Origin of the sequence: Nonomuraea fuscirosea (assembly GCF_035917475.1) — a bacterium.
Lineage (GTDB): Bacteria > Actinomycetota > Actinomycetes > Streptosporangiales > Streptosporangiaceae > Nonomuraea > Nonomuraea fuscirosea.
Window position 1 is genome coordinate 1375036 of the sequence record NZ_CP109074.1, and the last position, 18017, is coordinate 1393052.

Annotated in this window: 14 protein-coding genes; 9 read left to right on the forward strand and 5 right to left on the reverse strand. The window is 71.1% G+C overall.

Annotation, left to right across the window (positions count from 1 at the left end; genetic code table 11):
- Positions 1-263 precede the first annotated feature (263 nt).
- Entirely contained in the window at positions 264-1790 is a 1527-nt protein-coding gene (locus OIE67_RS06210; protein ID WP_326637501.1) for an ATP-dependent DNA ligase, read from the reverse strand.
- A gap of 286 nt (positions 1791-2076) precedes the next feature.
- On the reverse strand, positions 2077-2451 hold the full coding sequence (locus OIE67_RS06215; RefSeq protein ID WP_106250344.1) for an FKBP-type peptidyl-prolyl cis-trans isomerase: 375 nt from the start codon (positions 2449-2451) through the stop codon (positions 2077-2079).
- 77 nt (positions 2452-2528) lie between these two features.
- Between OIE67_RS06215 and OIE67_RS06220 the strand changes: the two genes are divergently transcribed.
- The gene (locus OIE67_RS06220; RefSeq protein ID WP_326637505.1) at positions 2529-3284 is read left to right on the forward strand and encodes an SDR family NAD(P)-dependent oxidoreductase; all 756 of its coding nucleotides are present in this window, start codon (positions 2529-2531) and stop codon (positions 3282-3284) included.
- A 123-nt stretch (positions 3285-3407) separates the two neighbouring features.
- On the opposite strand, the gene OIE67_RS06225 is transcribed toward OIE67_RS06220, so the two are convergent.
- Positions 3408-4847, reverse strand: a complete 1440-nt coding sequence (locus tag OIE67_RS06225; protein WP_326637507.1) for a GuaB1 family IMP dehydrogenase-related protein — start codon at positions 4845-4847, stop codon at positions 3408-3410.
- Between the two features lie 98 nt (positions 4848-4945).
- Between OIE67_RS06225 and OIE67_RS06230 the strand changes: the two genes are divergently transcribed.
- The gene (locus OIE67_RS06230; protein ID WP_106250341.1) at positions 4946-5398 is read left to right on the forward strand and encodes a GyrI-like domain-containing protein; all 453 of its coding nucleotides are present in this window, start codon (positions 4946-4948) and stop codon (positions 5396-5398) included.
- Positions 5399-5464: 66 nt separating this feature from the next.
- Here OIE67_RS06230 and OIE67_RS06235 read toward each other — a convergent pair whose 3' ends face one another.
- Complete coding sequence (locus OIE67_RS06235; RefSeq protein ID WP_326637509.1) at positions 5465-5986, reverse strand: TetR/AcrR family transcriptional regulator; 522 nt, start codon at positions 5984-5986, stop codon at positions 5465-5467.
- Between the two features lie 79 nt (positions 5987-6065).
- Between OIE67_RS06235 and OIE67_RS06240 the strand changes: the two genes are divergently transcribed.
- Entirely contained in the window at positions 6066-7289 is a 1224-nt protein-coding gene (locus OIE67_RS06240; protein WP_326637511.1) for an FAD-dependent monooxygenase, read from the forward strand.
- Between the two features lie 48 nt (positions 7290-7337).
- Here OIE67_RS06240 and OIE67_RS06245 read toward each other — a convergent pair whose 3' ends face one another.
- Positions 7338-8459, reverse strand: coding sequence for a CaiB/BaiF CoA transferase family protein (locus OIE67_RS06245; RefSeq protein ID WP_326637513.1), 1122 nt, complete (start codon positions 8457-8459; stop codon positions 7338-7340).
- A 188-nt stretch (positions 8460-8647) separates the two neighbouring features.
- Here OIE67_RS06245 and OIE67_RS06250 point away from each other — a divergent pair, with 188 nt between their 5' ends.
- The 6 genes from OIE67_RS06250 (at position 8648) to OIE67_RS06275 (ending at position 17916) form a co-directional block, all read left to right on the forward strand.
- Positions 8648-10189, forward strand: coding sequence for a serine/threonine-protein kinase (locus OIE67_RS06250; protein ID WP_326637514.1), 1542 nt, complete (start codon positions 8648-8650; stop codon positions 10187-10189).
- Positions 10186-11169 (forward strand): NAD(P)-dependent oxidoreductase, encoded by a 984-nt coding sequence (locus OIE67_RS06255; RefSeq protein ID WP_326637515.1) that lies wholly within the window; start codon positions 10186-10188, stop codon positions 11167-11169. The genes OIE67_RS06250 and OIE67_RS06255 overlap by 4 nt, the downstream gene beginning before the upstream one ends.
- A gap of 130 nt (positions 11170-11299) precedes the next feature.
- Positions 11300-12649, forward strand: coding sequence for an FAD-binding oxidoreductase (locus OIE67_RS06260; protein WP_106250519.1), 1350 nt, complete (start codon positions 11300-11302; stop codon positions 12647-12649).
- 4 nt (positions 12650-12653) lie between these two features.
- Positions 12654-13913 (forward strand): SAM-dependent methyltransferase, encoded by a 1260-nt coding sequence (locus OIE67_RS06265; RefSeq protein WP_106250517.1) that lies wholly within the window; start codon positions 12654-12656, stop codon positions 13911-13913.
- A 322-nt stretch (positions 13914-14235) separates the two neighbouring features.
- A complete protein-coding gene (locus OIE67_RS06270; protein ID WP_326637517.1) occupies positions 14236-17574 on the forward strand; it encodes a family 16 glycoside hydrolase in 3339 nt (1112 codons plus the stop codon).
- A gap of 108 nt (positions 17575-17682) precedes the next feature.
- On the forward strand, positions 17683-17916 hold the full coding sequence (locus tag OIE67_RS06275; RefSeq protein WP_106250329.1) for a DUF6289 family protein: 234 nt from the start codon (positions 17683-17685) through the stop codon (positions 17914-17916).
- Positions 17917-18017 lie beyond the last annotated feature (101 nt).

The following is an 18017-nucleotide window of genomic DNA, read 5'->3' on the forward strand; positions in this document are numbered from 1 at the left end:
GGGGAGCGAGGGCGTCGCGGCGGCCGATCCATCGGCGGGGCGAGGCCCCGCGCGGCGAGCACGAACATATGCGACAAACGCCAGGTAAAGGCAACTTAATGGGATGTTCCGTGAAATATCTCACTTATGCCATAAGAGTGCCCAGATCGCCAAGCGTAGGCCAAGGATCTTCGCGCATCAGGAGAACACCACAACTCGGTGCACGCGGCAGAGGCGGGGACGTGGGGGAGCGGAAGTGGCGGCCCGTGACAGGCGGTCGCCGGTTACAGCATGAGGGAGCGCACCGTGTCGACCGTGTCGGCGTCCTCGACGCGCTTGTCAGGCCGGTAGCGGAGCACGCGGGCGAAGCGCAGAGCCATGCCGCCCGGATAGCGGGGCGAGCGTTGCACCCCGTCGAAGGCGATCTCCACGACGAGCTCGGGCCGCAGGGTGACCGTCCACTCGTCCGTCGGGCCCTCGGCGAGCTCGAGGAAGCGCTCGGTCTGCCAGGCCAGCAGCTCGTCCGTCAGGCCCTTGAAGGTCTTGCCGAGCATCACGAACCCGCCCTCAGGGTCGCGCGCGCCCAGATGCAGGTTGGACAGCTTGCCCTCGCGCCGGCCGTGGCCCCATTCGGCGGCCAGGACCACGAGGTCGAGCGTGTGGCGCGGCTTGACCTTGATCCAGCCCGCTCCCCGCCGCCCGGCCGCGTAGGGGGAGGCGAGGGACTTGACGACCAGGCCCTCGTGGCCCGCCCTGACCACGTCGGTGAAGAACTTCTCCGCCTCCGCCACGTCCCCCGTCACCAGCCGCGGCGTCAGCAGACCCGGCGGGACCGCGCCGGCCAGGGCCTCCTGGCGCTGAGAGTAGGGCAGGTCGAGCAGGTCGGCCCCGTCGACGCGCAGCGCGTCGAAGAAGAACACGCTGAGCGGCGTCCGCTCGCGCAGCCGCTCGACGCCGGTCTTGCTGGAGACGCGGCTCGCCGTCACCTGGAACGGGTGCGGCCGGCCGTCGGGCCGCAGCGCGATCACCTCGCCGTCGAGGACCAGATCGTCGGAGGGCATGGCGAGCACCGCCTCGACCAGCTCGGGGACCTGCGCGGTGATGTCGTCGAGCGTACGGGTGAAGACCGTCACGGTCGAAGGGCCGCAGCGGTGGGCCTGCACGCGTACGCCGTCGAGCTTCCACTCCAGCGCCGCCGGCGGGCCGGCCTTCTCCAGGGCGGCGGCCACGTTGGGCGCGCTGCCCGCCAGCATCGGCGAGACCGCCCGCCCCACCTCCAGCCGGAACGCGCGCAGCGCCTCGACGCCGCCGCCCAGCGCCGCCGCCCCCACGGCCGGGAGCCAGCCGCGCAGGGTGAGCGCCCGCCGCACGTCGGCGGACGGCGCGCCGGACGCCTTGGCCACGGCCTCGATCATGACGCCGTCGAGCGCGCCCTGCCGCAGCTCGCCGTGCAGCAGCCGGCGCATGAACTGCTGCTCCTGGCTGGTGAGGCCGGCGAACAGCTCGGCCACCAGGGCCTTGCGGGCCGCCTGCGAGCCCTGGCCTGAGACGGCTTTGATCCGGCTGAGCAGCTCGTCGACCGCCGTGAGCGTGGCGGTGGCGGCCAGCTTGGGCTGGGGGATGTCCTCCAGCGTGCGCCAGCCCACACCGACCTGCCGCTGCGGCAGCTCGCCCGAAAGGTAGGAGATGGCGATCTCCGCCTCGTCAGGGCCGACTCTGCCCAGCAGCTCCGCCAGGTGGCCGATCTTGCCGAGCCTGGCGGACGTGCGCGTCACCGCCTCCGAAACCCGCACCACGTCGATCAGAAGCACACGCCTATGGTGCCTCACGCAGGTGACATTTCCCTACCCGATATCGGCATACCCGCGGAGTGTCTCGAACCAGCGGGCGAAATCGGGCGCGAAGCAAGCTGGGTGATCGGCCGCGCCGGCGCCGGATCGTGGAGACCGACCGGCGCCGGGCACGCCGCACCGCACAGGGCGACGGAACTCCGGTTCACGTCGCGCCGCGTGGAGCGATGAAACGCCGGTTCACGTCGCGCCGCGTGCAGCGATGCAACGTCGGTCGGACGTCACACCGCCTGTGGCGAACGGGGCGTCAGCTCAGGCCGAGCAGGTCGACGACGAAGATGAGCGTCTCGTTCGGCTTGATGCGCGGCGGGGCGCCACGGGTGCCGTAGCCGAGGTGCGGCGGGATGACGAGCTTGCGCCGGCCGCCGACCTTCATGCCCGCGACGCCCTTGTCCCAGCCCCCGATGACGCGTCCGGCGCCCAGCTGGAATTCGAACGGCTGGCCGCGGTTCCACGACGCGTCGAACTCCTCCCCGGACGAGAACGAGACGCCCACGTAATGGACGCGGACGGTCTGACCGGGCTTGGCCTCGGCGCCGTCGCCCACGGTCAGGTCCTCGATCTCCAGGTCGGCGGGCGGGTTGCCCCCCGGGAAGTCGATCTCGGGCTTTTCGAGTGCCACGAAGTGCTCCTGTTGACGATTGTTGTCGATGAGAACGGACCCGACGACTCTATGCGGTCGGGATATGGTCGTCGTTCATGGCCGCCCTTTCGCCCGACACGATCCTGCTCACCGGCCGCGTGGCCGTCGTCACCGGAGCGGCCAGAGGCATCGGGCTGGCGACGGCGAGGGCGTTCGCGGCTCTCGGCGCCCACGTCGCGGTCTGCGACCGCGACAAGCCGGAGGCCGAGCTGGCCATGACGCTCGACGTGCGCGACCACGTGGCGGTGGAGGTCTTCGCCCAGGCCGTACGCGAGCGCTGGGGCCGCGTGGACGTGCTGGTCAACAACGCGGGCGGCACCTTCCACGCCGGCTTCGCCGAGACCTCGGCGCGCGGCGAGCAGATCCTGATCGAGGAGAACTTCACCCAGGTCACCGGCATGATCCGGCGGTTGCTGCCGTTGATGCCGCCGGGCGCGTCGATCATCAACGTGACGTCGAGCGAGGCGCACCAGGCGGCGCCGGGGTTCGCGGTGTACGCGGCGATGAAGGCCGGTCTGGAGAGCCTGACGAAGTCGCTGGCGCTGGAGCTGGCCCCCAGGGGCATCAGGGTGAACGCGATCGCGCCCGACGCGATCCGGACGGAGGGGGAGTCGGGCGTGCGGGCGCGCATGCTGGCCGGCTCGCTGCCTTTCGAGCCGGTACGCGTGCCGCCGCTGGGCCACCTGGGCGATCCCGGCGACGCCGCGGCGGCGGCCGTGTTCCTGGCCGGCGACCTGGCCAGGTTCGTGACGGGGACGACGCTGCACGTGGACGGCGGCATCAACGCGGCGGGCGGCTGGCGCAGAACCTGACCCGAGCCCGCCGCGCATGAGACCGGCCGCGAGCCCCGCCCGGCCGGCCCGCGCCGCCCCAGGCCCGCGGTTCCGAGGGCAGGCGGTCCCCAAGGCCGGCGGTCCCCAGGGCAGGCGGTCCGGTCACCAGCTCTGGTGCAGCGGCATGCCCTCCGTGTAGCCCGACGAGCTCTGGATCCCCACGACCGCCTGCGCGTGGAACTCCTCCAGGTTCGACGCCCCGGCGTACGTGCACGACGACCGCAGCCCGGCCACGATGGCGTCGATCTGGTCCTCCACGCTGGGCCGCTTCGGGTCGAGATACATCCTGGACGTCGAGATGCCCTCCTCGAACAGCGCCTTCCTGGCCCGCTCGAACGCCGAGTCCTCGGCCGTCCGCAGCCGCACGGCCCGCGCCGAGGCCATGCCGAAGTTCTCCTTGTACTTGCGCCCCGAGGCGTCGGTGTGGGTGTCGCCAGGCGACTCGTACGTGCCCGCGAACCACGAGCCGATCATCACGTTGGAGGCCCCGGCGGCCAGGGCGAGGGCCACGTCGCGCGGATGGCGCACGCCGCCGTCCGCCCACGCGTGCCGGCCCAGGCGGCGGGCCTCGGCGGCGCACTCCAGCACGGCCGAGAACTGGGGACGCCCGACGCCGGTCATCATCCGGGTGGTGCACATGGCACCGGGCCCGACGCCGACCTTGAGGATGTCGGCCCCGGCGTCGACCAGGTCGCGCACGCCGGAGGCGGTGACCACGTTGCCGGCCGCGACGGGCACGCCGGGGTCCAGGGCGGTGACGGCGCGCAGGGCGCTGATCATCTTCTCCTGGTGGCCGTGCGCGGTGTCGACGACCAGGCAGTCGACGCCCGCTTCGAGGAGTTCCTTGGCCTTGGCGGCCACGTCGCCGTTCACGCCGACGGCGGCGGCGATGCGCAGGCGTCCCTGGGCGTCCAGGGCGGGCTGGTAGAGGGTGGCGCGCAGGGCGCCGGTACGGGTGAGGATCCCGACCAGCCGCCCCTCCTCGTCCACGATGGGCGCCAGCCGGTGCCGGCCCTCGTGCAGGCGGTCGAAGGCCCCGCGCGGGTCGAGCCCGGCGGGCAGCGTGAGCAGCTCGCTGGACATGACCTGCGCGAGCTGGGTGTACATGTCGACGCCCTGGCAGTCGGCCTCGGTCACGACGCCCACCGGCCGGTTCTCCCAGTCGACCACGATGATCGCGTTGTGGGCGCGCTTGGGCAGCAGTTGCAGGGCCTCGCCGACGGTGTCGTGCGGGGTCAGGGTGAGCGGCGTGTCGTGGACGAGGTCGCGCTTCTTGACCCAGTCGACGACGTCGGCCACGACGTCCAGGGGGATGTCCTGGGGGATCACGGTGATGCCGCCGCGGCGCGCCACGGTCTCGGCCATGCGGCGGCCGGCCACGGCGGTCATGTTGGCCACGACGAGGGGGATGGTGGTGCCGGTGCCGTCGTTCGTCGACAGGTCGACTGCGAGCCGGGAACCCACCGCCGAACGTGAAGGAACCATGAACACGTCGCTGTAGGTCAGGTCGTATTGCGGCTCTAGGTCGTTGAGAAATTTCACGTTCATCCATCTTATGTGCGGACAGGTCAACAAGGGGTTTCCCCCTTTCTCGGGGGCTTATGATCGGCCGGGACACTTTTGGGGGAGGGGGAGGGTCTGTGAACGTCACCGAACGGGCCGAACTGATCGTGGTCGGCTTCGCTGTACGGACGAGCAACGCCGACGAGATGGATCCGGCCCGGGCCAGGCTGCCCGGGCTCTGGCAGCGCGCGGGGGTGCCGGGGGCCTTCGCTCACGTGCCAGGACGCGTGGACGAGAACCTCTACGCGGTGCTGACCGACTACGAGAGCGATCACCACGGCTCGTACACGCAGATCGTCGGCACGGGCGTGCGCACGGCGCCGCGGCTGCCCGAGGGCATGGTGGCCGTGCGGGTGCCGGCCGGCCAGGTGCTGAAGCTGGAGGTGCGCGGCCCGATGCCGCAGGCGCTGGTCGAGTCGTGGCAGCAGGTGTGGAAGCACACCGAGTCGGGCGGGACGCCCTCGCGCGCGTTCACGACCGACCTCGAAGTGCACCACCGCGACGGCGTCGACCTCTACATCGCCGTCTGACCGAGAGCCCCGCCGGCCGGCCGGGAGAGCCGGCCGGCGGCCGGGCCGGCCGGGTGCCGGACCCGGTCAGATGCCGAGAGCGACGGCCGCCGCTTCGACGGCCGTCGGCTTGACCTCCTCCAGCGGCAGTTCCGCGTATTCAGCCGCGCAGTCCGACATGCCGCCCAGCGCCACCGTCGCCCTGATGTGCTGCTCCCGCGTGAGGTCGGGCCCGAGCAGCAGGGCGACGATCTGCCGGCGCCACGCGAACATGCGCGCGCCCAGGTCGAGGTGGCTCAGCGTGGACAGGTCGCGCACCATCATGACGATCACCTCGCGGTGCCGCCACATCAGGTCGAAGTAGTCGCCGAGCAACTCCCGGGGATCGCCGGCCGGCTCGCGGCCGCGGACGAACCGTTCGATGTCCTCGATCAGCGGCTGCACGATGCTGCGCACCAGGTCGTCGCGTGAGGCGAAGTGGTAGTAGAGCGCGGGCTTGGTGATGCCCAGCCGTTCGGAGATCTGACGCAGGCTGGTGTTCTGCACGCCCTGCTCGACGAACAGTTCGCGGGCGACCGCCAGGATGCGGCCCTTGGTGTCACCGGGCATGCAGCCCACCTTAGTGCTTACCTTCCGTTAAGTAAGCACGCGTGCTACCGTCTTACTTAACGGTAGGTAAGGAGGGGTGATGAGGATCCTGATCTCGGGAGCGAGCGTGGCGGGGCCGGTGCTGGCGTACTGGCTCGTACGGGCCGGCTTCGACGTCACCGTCGTCGAGCGCGCGCCCGCCCCGCGCAAGACGGGCGGGCACGCGGTCGACCTGTTCCGGCCGGCGATGGACATCGTGGAACGGATGGGCGTGCTGGAGCCGATCATGGCGGGGGCGACCGGCACGCACACGCTCACCATGCACACCGAGAGCGGCGCGCGACCGGCCGAGCTGGAGTTCAGGCGGATCATGGGGGCCGTCTCCGACCGGCACGTCGAGATCATGCGCGACGACCTGAGCGAGATCTTCCACGACCTCACCCGCGACGACGTCCACTACGTCTTCGGCGACTCGATCACCTCGATCACGCCGGAGGGCGAGGTGATGTTCGAACGCGCCGCGCCGGCCGCCTACGACCTGGTGATCGGCGCCGACGGCCTGCACTCCAACGTGCGCCGCCTGGTGTTCGGCCCCGAGTCGGACTTCACCACCTGGATCGGCGCCTACCTGGCCGTCGCGTCGGTGCCCAACCATCTGGGGCTGGACGGCAGGGTCGAGGGCGTCATGGGAGTGGACAGGACGGCCGCCATATACGGGGCGGGGCACCTGGACGACGCGCGGGCGGTGTTCCTGTTCCGGACGCCGCGCCCGCTCGACTACCACCACAGGGACGTCGCCAGGCAGAAGGAGCTGCTGCGCGAGCACTTCGGCGACGCCGGCTGGGAGGTGCCCAGGATCCTGGCCGAGCTGGACCGCTCGCCCGCCTTCTACTTCGACTCGATCACCCAGCTCCACCTCGACACCTGGTCACGGGGCCGGGTGACGCTGGTGGGCGACGCCGGTTACTGCCCGGGGCCCGCGGTCGGGGGCAGCACGAGCCTGGCGGTGGTGGGGGCGTACGTGCTGGCGGGCGAGCTGGCCGCCTACGACGGCGACCACACGCGGGCCTTTCCCGCCTACGAGGCCGAGCTCGGCGAGTACGTGCGCCGCAGCCGGACGTTCGCGGTCAACGCCGCGCGCCGCCTCGTGCCCGGCGGGCGCTTCGAGCTGTGGGCGCTCAACCGGGGCGTACGGCTGGTCAACCGCCTGCCGGTCGCCCTGACCAGGGCCATGGTGCAGGCGACGAGCAAGGGTGTGCGCCTGCACGACTCGATCGTGCTCAAGGACTACCCGGCGCTACGGGGCGCGGCGCCGCGCCCCTGACGAAGGCCCGCGAAGCCGACCAGGCATCACGCCCTGACCGGAGGCGGCTCAGGCGAGCACCCCCATGTCGCGGAGTTTGTCCGCCTCCTCCCGAGGCAGACCCCAGTCCGACAGGTCGGTCAGGCGGGTGGCGGGGGAGAGGTCCTGGCCGGGCGTCCCGAGCAGCCGCGGCGCGGGCACCGGATGGGTCACGCCGCCCACCTGGACGAACGAGCCCCGGGCGACGTTGTGCGGATGGGCGGCGGCCTCGGCCATGGACAGCACGGGCGAGACGCAGGCGTCCGAGCCGTCGAAGAGGGCCTCCCACTCGGCCCGCGTGCGCTTCCTGAACTCCTCGGTCAGGCGTGCCCGCAGTGCCGGCCACTGGGCCCGGTCGTTCCTGTCGGGCAGATCGGTCAGGCCCATCAGGCCGACCATCGCCTCCCAGAACTGCGGCTCCAGCGCGCCCACGGCCATGTGCTCGCCGTCGGCCGTCTCGTACGTGTCGTACTGCGGCGCGCCGGTGTCGAGCAGGTTCGTGCCGCGCGGGCCCCAGTGGCCGCTCTGCACCGCCTGGTAGAACATGGAGAACAGGATCGCCGCCCCGTCCACCATGGCCGCGTCGATCACCCGTCCGACGCCGGTGCGCTCCCGTTCGAACAGGGCGAGCAGCACCCCGTACGCGAGCATGAGCCCGCCGCCGGCGAAGTCGCCGAGGATGTTCATCGGCGGCGTCGGCCGCTCGCCCTCGTGCCCCAGCATGGACAGCACGCCGGAGACGGCGATGTAGTCGATGTCGTGCCCGGCCGTCGAGGCGAGCGGGCCGTCCTGGCCCCAGCCGGTCATCCGGCCGTAGACGAGCCGTTCGTTCACCGCGTGCAGGTCGGCGGGCCCGATGCCGAGCCGTTCCGCCACCCCGGGCCGGAACACCTCGATCACCACGTCGGCGTGGCGGGCCAGCTCCTTGAGCGCGGCCACGCCCTCGGGGGACTTCAGATCCAGTCCGATCGTGTGCTTGCCGCGGTCCATGACGTCGGCGCGAGGGCGGTCGGAAACCGCTCCGACCCGGTCGACTCGCAGGACTTCGGCGCCGTGATCGGCTAGCATCATCCCCGCGAACGGCCCAGGAGCGAGCCCGGCGAGCTCCAGCACTCGCACACCGGACAGGGGACCCTGGCGAACCTCAGGCATCGGACTCTCCTCGTTGCAGACCCTGCCTCAGTAGAACAACATTCGGTGATCTGGTGCAAGCGGCCTTTCCGACCTTCCCGCGAAGTCCCGGGAGGTATGGGAAACTTGCCCACTGTTCGGGTGGTCTACAGGCGGTCGCGTTCAGCGTCCGTCTGCAGCAGGCGCGTGCGCCGCTACAGGGGTAGGACATGGTTTCGGATGGCAACCGGCTCATCGCAGGGCGCTACCAGTTACTGCGCGAACTGGGTCGCGGGGGGATGGGCGTGGTCTGGGAAGGCCGCGACACACTGCTGAACCGGCAGGTGGCGATCAAGGAGGTGCTGCTGCCCGACGGGCTGTCGCCGGGCGACCAGGAGCGTCACCTGCTGCGCACCGCCCGCGAGGCGCGCACCGCGGCGAAGCTCAATCACCCGTCGGTCGTGGCGGTCTACGACGTCGTCGAGGAGGGCGGCCGGCCGTGGATCGTGATGGAGCTGGTGAGCCACCCCTCGGTCGAGCAGGTCGTGCTGACGACCGGAGCGCTGCCGGTGCGCGAGGCGGCGAGCGTGGGCCGGCAGGTGCTGTCCGCGCTGCGGGCCGCCCACGAGGCCGGCATCCTGCACCGCGACGTGAAGCCGAGCAACATCCTGCTGTCCGACGACGGCCGGGCCGTGCTCATGGACTTCGGCATCGCCACCGTCGAGGGTGACGCGTCGCTGACGAGGACCGGCATGGTCACGGGCTCGCCGAGCTTCCTGGCGCCGGAACGGGTCCGCGCCGAGAACGCCGGCCCCGAGTCCGACCTGTGGTCGCTGGGCGCCACGCTGTACGCGTGCATGGTCGGCCGGTCCCCGTTCGAGCGCGGTGACGCCATGGCCACGCTCAACGCGCTGCTCACCGAGGAGCCCGACTACCGCAGGATCCCGCCGATCATGCACCCGATCCTGAAGGGCCTGCTCCGCAAGGAGCCCCAGGACCGGGTGGGCGCCGAGGAGGCGGACCGGCTGCTCGCGGCCATCCTCGCCGCCAAGCCCGCCAGCGCCGACCTCGACTCGCCCAGGGAGCGCAAGAAGGGCTCCGGCCCCGGCCGGGCGCTGCTCGCGGCGGCCGCCACGGTGGTGCTCGTCGTCACCGGCGGCACGGTGGCCTACTTCAGGACCGCCTCGCCCGCCGAGGGCGCGCCGCGCGCCACCACGCAGCCGGCCGCGGCGACCAGCCCGCTCACGCCCACCGCGGCGCCGACGCCGAGCGCGACGCCGTCCGCGACCCCGTCGCCGAGCGTGACCAGGCTCGCCCCGGCCGTGCGGGCGTGGCGGTCCAGGGACGGCTGGTCGATCATGCGGCCGATCGGCTGGCGCGGAGCGCTCGGCGAGGGCTACACCGGATGGACCCGCAGAGACGGCAACGCCCACTTCGGGGTCGAGGCCTTCTACGCCAACCGCGACGCCAACCAGGTCATGCGCGACTCGGAGGAGCGGCTCAAGGCCGAGGCCCAGACCGTGATCAACCGCGGCCGCAGGTACGTCTCGCACCAGGGCGTCAAGGCCGTGGAGTGGGAGTTCACCTGGATCGCGGGCGAGACGAGCGACGCGCGCTGGGCCCGGCCCGGCACCCGCTACCACGAGATCCGGCGGGTCGTCTCGACGGGGGACGCCGCCTACCTGCTGTCGTGGACGGTCGCCGAGGGGCAGTGGGTGCGCAGCAGGGCCCTGATGCGCCAGGTGATCGCCAGCTTTACTGTGAGGGCATGAGTCCCTGGAACCTGCTCGCCCTGCCGCCCCTCCCCGAGGAGCTCATCCGCCGGCTGCTGGCCCCGCTCGGCGACCGGGTGGCCGTACGCGTGCCGGCCGCCCGTGACCGTGCGGCGCTCCTCGCGGCGCTGCCGGAGGCCGAGATCGTGCTCGGCGACTGGACGGGCACGCTCGTCCTGGACGCCGAGGCGGTCGGGGCGGCGCCCCGGCTGGCGTTCGTGCAGCAGCCGTCGGTGGGCGTGGACGGCCACGACCTCGCCGCCCTGACCGCCGCGGGCGTGCCCCTGGCCAACACGCCGGGGGTCAGCGCGGTGGCCGTCTCCGAGTGGTGCCTGGCCGCCGCCATGTCGCTGGCGCGCAAGCTGGGGGTCGCGGACGCGGCCGTACGCGCGGGGGAATGGCCGCAGCAGGGGCTGCAGCCGCGCGAGCTGCACGGGCGGCGGGTCGGGATCGTCGGCTACGGCCCGATCGGCGTCAGCTGCGCCCGGCTGTTCCGCGCGCTCGGCTGCGAGGTCTCCTACTGGACGCGCACCCCGCGCGCGGACCCCGGCTACACCGACCTGGACACGCTCGTCGCCGGCAGTGACGTCGTGGTCGTCGTGATCGCGCTGTCGGACGAGACCAGAGGGCTGGTCGACCCCGCGCGCATGAAGCGGGGCGCCCTGCTCGTCAACGCGGCCAGGGGCGGCGTGGTGGACCAGGGCGCGCTCGTCACGGCTCTGCGCGAGGGTCATCTGGACGGGGCCGCCCTCGACGTGTTCGACGTGGAGCCGCTGCCGGCCGGCGATCCGCTGCGCGACCTGCCGAACGTCCTGCTCTCCCCGCACGCGGCGGGCGTCACCCCCGAGGCCAGCGGCCGGCTGCTCACCGTCACCGTGGAGAACCTGGCCGCCGCGGTCGAAGGGCGCGAGGTGGACAGCGTGGTCAACGGCGTAACGCCGGTGATCTTGAGAAAGTTTACCCAATCGCCTGTTACGTAGGGGATTCACCTGGCACGATGAACAGTTTTCGTGTCTTTAACGACCCCGGTCTGGCCCGATCCGGCCTTGGGAGATACCGTCTTACGGACGATCTCTACCAGCTCAAGGGGGTGCTCTCGTGACGACGAAGATGTCGACACACCGACGGGCAGTAGAGCAGATCCGGCAGTCGTACGCCGAGATTCCCGGCGACGCCGCGCCCCGCCTGGCCAAGTCCACGTCCAACCTGTTCAGGTTCCGCGACGGCGGCAGGACGGCCAAGCTCTCGGCCAGAGACCTCGACGAGGTCATCAGCGTCGACCCTGAGACCATGACGGCCGAGGTCCAGGGCATGACCACGTACGAGCACCTGGTGGACGCCACGCTGCCGCACGGGCTCATGCCGTACGTGGTGCCGCAGCTCAAGACGATCACGCTGGGCGGCGCGGTGACCGGGCTCGGCATCGAGTCCACCAGCTTCAGGGACGGGCTGCCGCACGAGTCGGTGGAGGAACTCGAGATCCTCACCGGCGACGGGCGCGTGGTGGTGGCCCGTGCGGACAACGAGCACCGCGAGCTGTTCCGCGCGTTCCCCAACTCCTACGGCACGCTCGGCTACGCCCTGCGGATCAGGATCAAACTGCGCAAGGTCCAGCCGTACGTGCACGTGACCCACCTGAAGTTCACCGACGCGGGCAAGTGCATGCTGGCCATGCAGGAGATCAGCGACAGCATGGTCCACGACGGGGAGAGCGTCGACTTCATCGACGGCGTCTTCTTCGAGCCGGGCGAGATGTACATCACGCTCGGCCGCTTCGCCGACCGCGCTCCCTACGTCTCCGACTACACCGGGATGCGGATCTACTACCAGTCGATCAGGCAGCGCAGCCGCGACTGGCTGACCGTGCGCGACTACCTGTGGCGCTGGGACACCGACTGGTTCTGGTGCTCGCGCGCGTTCGGGGTGCAGCAGCCGGTGGTGCGCTCGCTCATGCCGCGCCGCTGGATGCGCTCCGACGTCTACCGCCGCCTGGTGGCGCTCGACCGCAAGCACGGCCTGACTGCCCGCGTCGACCGGTGGCGCGGCCTGCCGGTGAGCGAGTCGGTGATCCAGGACGTGGAGGTCCCGGTCGAACGCGGGGCGGAGTTCCTGGAGTTCTTCCACGACAAGGTGGGCATGACCCCGGTGTGGATGTGCCCGCTGCGGGCGGCCACCCGGTGGCCGCTCTACCCGCTGGAGCCGGGCAAGCTCTACGTCAATTTCGGTTTCTGGGGAATGGTGCCGCTGCCACGGGGGCAGTTCGACGGGTATTACAACCGGCTGATCGAGCACTCCGTGCACGAGCTCGACGGCCACAAGTCGCTCTACTCGACCTCGTTCTACGCCCGTGAGCGGTTCTGGCAGCTGTACAACGGCGACGCCTATTGGCCGGTCAAGCGGGATTACGACCCGAACGGTCGCCTGCTGGACCTGTACGAAAAGTGTGTACGGGGAAGGTGAGCAGATGGCTCTGGCATCCATCTTTGAAAAGATCGTCGGCCGCGACGCGAACATCGCGTTCACGGCCTACGACGGGAGCAAGGCGGGGCCGGACGGCGCCGACCTGGGGATCGAGGTCAAGTCCCCGATAGCGGTGGCCTACCTGGCCCACGCACCGGGTGAGCTCGGCCTGGCCAGGGCGTACGTGTCCGGCCACCTCGACGTCCAGGGCGACCTGTACACGCTGCTGGACCGCATGTGGAACATCACCACCAACGACCTGACCACCTCCGAGAAGGTGGCCGCGGTCCGTGCGCTGGGCGTCAAGCCGCTGCTCATGCGCGTGCCGCCGCCCCCGCAGGAGATGCGCCAGAGCGCGCTGGCCCGGCTGGGCTCCAGGCACGCCAAGCAGCGCGACGCCGAGGCCATCCACCACCACTACGACGTCTCCAACCGCTTCTACCGGTGGGTGCTCGGCCCGTCGATGGCCTACACGTGCGCCTGCTACCCGGGCGAGGACGCCACCCTGGAAGAGGCCCAGTTCGCCAAGTTCGACCTGGTGGCGCGCAAGCTCGGCCTGGAGCCCGGCATGCGCCTGCTCGACGTGGGCTGCGGCTGGGGCGGCATGGTCATGCACGCGGCGCAGCACTACGGCGTCAAGGCCCTCGGCGTCACCTTGAGCCGCCAGCAGGCGGAGTGGGCGCAGAAGGCCATCGCCGACGCGGGCCTGCAGGACCTGGCCGAGGTCCGGTTCATGGACTACCGCGACGTCCAGGAGAGCGGCTTCGACGCGGTCAGCTCCATCGGCCTGACCGAGCACATCGGCAAGGACAACCTGCCGTCGTACTTCGAGTTCCTGTACGGCAAGCTCAAGACCGGCGGGCGCCTGCTCAACCACTGCATCACCCGTCCGACGGGCAAGGAGAAGACGTTCAACAAGGGCGGCTTCATCAACCGCTACGTCTTCCCCGACGGGGAGCTCGAGTCGGTGGGTTACCTGATCAGGCAGATGGAGGACCTCGGCTTCGAGATCCGCCACGAGGAGAACCTGCGCGAGCACTACGCCAGGACGCTGCGCCACTGGTGCGACAACCTCGACGCCAACTGGGACGACGCGGTGCAGGAGGTCGGCATGGGCACGGCCCGCGTGTGGGCCCTCTACATGGCCGGCTGCATCGTCGGCTTCGAGCGCAACAAGGTCCAGCTGCACCAGGTGCTGGGCGTCAAGCTCGACCAGAACGGGCGCTCCGGCGTCCCGCTGCGGCCTTCGATCGACTGGCCCTGACGGATCCGGCACGGCGCGGCAGGCAAGGGGGTTCGCCCCCGCCCGCCGCGCCGTCTGCTTTGTGCGGGCCCGCGCGTACTTTCGTGCGACGGCGCTCTCCGCCGGCGCTGCTCGCCTTCCGCCCTGGCGCATCCTGACTTTCATCGATTTTCGGCGAAAGGGTATGGGCAAGTCGGAAATTTCGCCTTATATTACGGCGCAGAGCAGCGTTACCCCCTTGCTCTCCGACTCATGTGACCCGGCATCCGCCGACGGCCGGCCCGGCGATGCCGCCCCCCCACCCGCGCCGCACCAGGGCGCCCGCACCGAGATGGGCTTAGTCATGCGGAGATTACCCCTCTTATCCGCGTCGCTGATCATCGCACTCTCCTTCCTGACCGTCCCCGCCCGCGCGCACGCCGACGTGCCGCCGCAGGTGCCGGGCGTCACCCTGCGCACGTACGACGTCCAGGTCGAGCTGTCCACGATGTGCACGCTCAAGCCGGGACAGACGCCCAACGTGGACAAGCTGATGCCCGCCATCGACTGGACGTCCGACGCCGACTTCGGCCTCACCGACCTGTTCGTCACCGAGGTCACCGGCAACCTCTCCGTCCCCGCCGCCGGCACCTACGAGTTCCGGCTCATCAGCGACGACGGCTCCCGGCTGCGGATCGGCGACACCGTCGTGATCGTCAACGACGGCCGGCACGGGCCGATCGCGGTGGACGGCACGATCACGCTGACCGCCGGTTACCACGCTCTGCGCATCGACCACTTCGAGCACCTGTACGGCCAGCAGCTCAGGCTGGAGTGGAAACCGCCCGGCGCCCAGGCGTTCACGCTCGTGCCGACCGAGGCGCTGAGCACGGACGCGGACGTCGTGCGGGTGACCGCCCCCGGCCGCAAGGAGTGCGAGAGCGGCGCCGACTCCCCGGGCGACGGCCTGCCGCTGCAGGCGGTGCACCCCGACTACACCCTCACCGACCTGCGGCCGGCCGGGTTCGAGCCGCAGGTGACCGCGATGGCCTGGCTGCCCGGCGGCCGGCTGGCGGTCACCACCTGGGGCGGCTCGGAGAACCGGCTCGGCGAGGTGTACCTGCTGAGCGGCGTGACCGGCACGACCTCCCCGGCGAAGGTGACCGCCAAGAAGATCGCCGAAGGGCTGCAGGAGCCCATGGGCATCGCGTACGTGGACGGCAAGCTGTACGTGTCGGAGAAGTCCCGCCTGGTGGAGCTGAACGACACGAACGGCGACGAGGTCACCGACTCCCTCAGAACGGTCGCGACCTGGCCCTTCGGCGGCAACTTCCACGAGTTCGCCTTCGGCCTGCTCTACCGGGGCGGCCACTTCTACCTCAACCTGTCGGTGGCCATCGACTACGGCGGCGCCACCACCGTCCCGCAGCCGGCCCGCGACCGGGGCGTGACCGTCAAGGTCAGCAAGGCGACCGGGAAGGTCGAGTATCTCGCGGGCGGCCTGCGCACGCCGAACGGCATCGGCTGGGGGCCGGACGACGACCTGTTCGTGCTGGACAACCAGGGCGGCTGGCTGCCGGCCTCGAAACTGGTGCACGTCGAGCAGGGCCGCTTCTTCAACCACTACACGACGCCGGAGGGCCCGTTCGACGCCGGCGTGGTGACCCCGCCGGTGTTGTGGCTGCCGCACAACGAGATCGCCAACTCGCCCAGCACGCCGCTGCTGATGAAGCAGGGCAGGTTCGCGGGGCAACTCCTGTTCGGCGACGTCACGTACGGCGGGATCCAGCGGGCCTACCTGGAGAAGGTGAACGGCGCCTACCAGGGCGCGGTGTTCCGGTTCACCCAGGGCCTTGAGGCGGGCGTCAACCGGATCAGCCTGGGCCCCGACGGCGCCATCTACGCCGGCGGCCTCGGCGCGGGCGGCAACTGGGGCCAGCCGGGCAAGCTCACCTACGGCCTGCAGAAGCTGACGCCCGGCGAGGAGAAGGCGTTCGACTTCCTGAAGATGCGGGCGATCGAGGGCGGCTTCGAGCTGGAGTACACCCAGCCGCTGTCGGCGGAGACGATCGCGTCGCTGGCCGGCCGCTACCAGCTCACCCAGTGGCGCTACGTCCCGGCCGTCACGTACGGCGGTCCGAAGGTGGACGAGGAGCCGCTGACCGTCACCTCGGCGAAGGCGTCCGGCCGCAAGGTCACGCTGAAGGTGGCCGGCCTGAAGCCGGGGCGGGTGGTGCACCTGCGCTCGCCGCGCCCGTTCAGCTCGGCCTCAGGGGAGCCGCTGTGGAGCACGGAGGCGTGGTACACGCTCAACTCGCTGCCCGGTGGCGAGATCACCGACACCGTGTACGAGGCGGAGAGCGCGGCGCAGAGCGGCGGCGCGAAGCTGAACACCGACCACCCCACGTACTCGGGGTCCGGTTTCGTGGACGGCTACTGGAACGCGGGCGCCACGACACGGTTCGCCGTACAGGTGGAGCAGGCCGGCACGTACCCCGTGGGCCTGCGTTACTCCAACGGCCCCGACCCCGCGCCCGGCACCAAGTCGCTGAGCGTGTACGTCAACGGCGCCAAGGTCAGGCAGGTGGCGCTGCCGTCGACGGGCACGTGGGACCTGTGGGCCACCCGGGTCGAGCCGCTGGTGCTGAAGGCGGGCGTCAACACCGTCGCCTACCGCTACGACACCGGCGACACGGGCAACGTCAACCTGGACGCGATCACCGTGGCCGCGAGCCCGGTGCTGGAGGCGGAGCGGGCCACGCTGCGCGGCGGCGCCGCGGTCAGCACCGCCCACCGGGGCTTCACCGGCACGGGCTTCGTGGACGGGTACACCAAGGAGGGCGCGAGCACGTCGTTCTCCGTCCGGACCGGCTCGGCCGGCACGTACAACGCCGGCCTGCGTTACGCGGCCGAGGCGGGCACGTCGGTGAGCGTGCACGTCAACGGCAAGAAGATCAGGCAGGTACGGCTGGCGGCCACCGGCGGCCGGGACGCCTGGGAGGTGCAGACCGAGGCGCTGCCGTTGAAGCGCGGGACGAACACCGTCGTCTACCGCTACGACTCCGGCGACGGAGGCGACGTCGGGCTCGACCACCTCACGGTGTCGAAGGGGGAGCGGATCACCCTGTTCGACGGCTCCAGCCTGGCGGCGTGGGAGAGACGGGCCGGCGGGGCGGCGGCGTGGCCGGTCGCGAACGGCTCGATGGAGTCGTACGGCGGCGACATCCGCACCAGGCGCACGTTCGGCGACTTCACCCTGCACGCCGAGTGGTACGAGCCGGACTACCCGCCCGAGGTGACCGGCCAGCAGCGCGGCAACAGCGGCGTCTTCCTGCAGGAACGCTACGAGGTCCAGGTGCTGGAGTCGCACGGTGACACCACGCCGGCGGCCGACGAGGCGGGCTCGATCTACTCCAAGCGCGCGCCCGACCGCAACATGGCCACCGCGCCGGGCACCTGGCAGACGTACGACATCACCTTCCGCGCGGCCCGGTTCACCAGCGCGGGCGTCAAGGTCGACGACGCCAGGGTGACGGTCGTCTGGAACGGGACGGTGGTGCACGACGACGTCGCCGTCGACGGCGGCACCGGCGACAGCATCCCGGAGAACGCGGCGTCCGCCGGCATCCGCCTCCAGGACCACGGCGACCCGGGGGAGAACCCGCGCTTCCGCAACGTGTGGATCGAACCTGTCACCTCCTGAGGTGCGCGAGGGGCCTGGCCCGGCCAGGCCCCTCGCACGGCTCTTGATCGATCGGCCGCGGGAGCAGACGATCGGAGCAACGCTCCTCACCCCCCTCCGGAGGAACCCATGATCCGCCGCCTCCTGCCCGCCACCGTCCTCGCCGTGGCCGCCGTCACCGTCGTCACCACAGGTCCCGCCGACGCCCGCGCCTGCAAGCACAACCACGCCTGCGCCACCGTCTTCTACAGCGACTCCACCCGCACCACCGTGGTCGGGGAGAAGTACGAGGGCTGCGACGGGTCGGTGGACATGTGGGGCGTCCGCAGCGGCTACCAGGACTTCTACGAGAGCCCCTGCTGACCGCGGAGAACCGGCGCCGCCGCCCCGGCGGCTCAGCCCTTCTCGGCCGGCGGGGAAAGGTGAGTCCTCTTCCGGACGCGGCCCTGCGGGTGACGGCGCCG

What these genes read in the sequence shown, in the direction of transcription:
- OIE67_RS06235 (WP_326637509.1), bottom strand. Translation starts at nt 5,986, where the DNA reads ATGCCCGGTGACACCAAGGGCCGCATCCTGGCGGTCGCCCGCGAACTG.
- OIE67_RS06260 (WP_106250519.1), top strand. Translation starts at nt 11,300, where the DNA reads ATGTCGACACACCGACGGGCAGTAGAGCAGATCCGGCAGTCGTACGCC.
- OIE67_RS06265 (WP_106250517.1), top strand. Translation starts at nt 12,654, where the DNA reads ATGGCTCTGGCATCCATCTTTGAAAAGATCGTCGGCCGCGACGCGAAC.
- OIE67_RS06270 (WP_326637517.1), top strand. Translation starts at nt 14,236, where the DNA reads ATGCGGAGATTACCCCTCTTATCCGCGTCGCTGATCATCGCACTCTCC.
- OIE67_RS06240 (WP_326637511.1), top strand. Translation starts at nt 6,066, where the DNA reads ATGAGGATCCTGATCTCGGGAGCGAGCGTGGCGGGGCCGGTGCTGGCG.
- OIE67_RS06255 (WP_326637515.1), top strand. Translation starts at nt 10,186, where the DNA reads ATGAGTCCCTGGAACCTGCTCGCCCTGCCGCCCCTCCCCGAGGAGCTC.
- OIE67_RS06275 (WP_106250329.1), top strand. Translation starts at nt 17,683, where the DNA reads ATGATCCGCCGCCTCCTGCCCGCCACCGTCCTCGCCGTGGCCGCCGTC.
- OIE67_RS06245 (WP_326637513.1), bottom strand. Translation starts at nt 8,459, where the DNA reads ATGCCTGAGGTTCGCCAGGGTCCCCTGTCCGGTGTGCGAGTGCTGGAG.
- OIE67_RS06250 (WP_326637514.1), top strand. Translation starts at nt 8,648, where the DNA reads ATGGTTTCGGATGGCAACCGGCTCATCGCAGGGCGCTACCAGTTACTG.
- OIE67_RS06220 (WP_326637505.1), top strand. Translation starts at nt 2,529, where the DNA reads ATGGCCGCCCTTTCGCCCGACACGATCCTGCTCACCGGCCGCGTGGCC.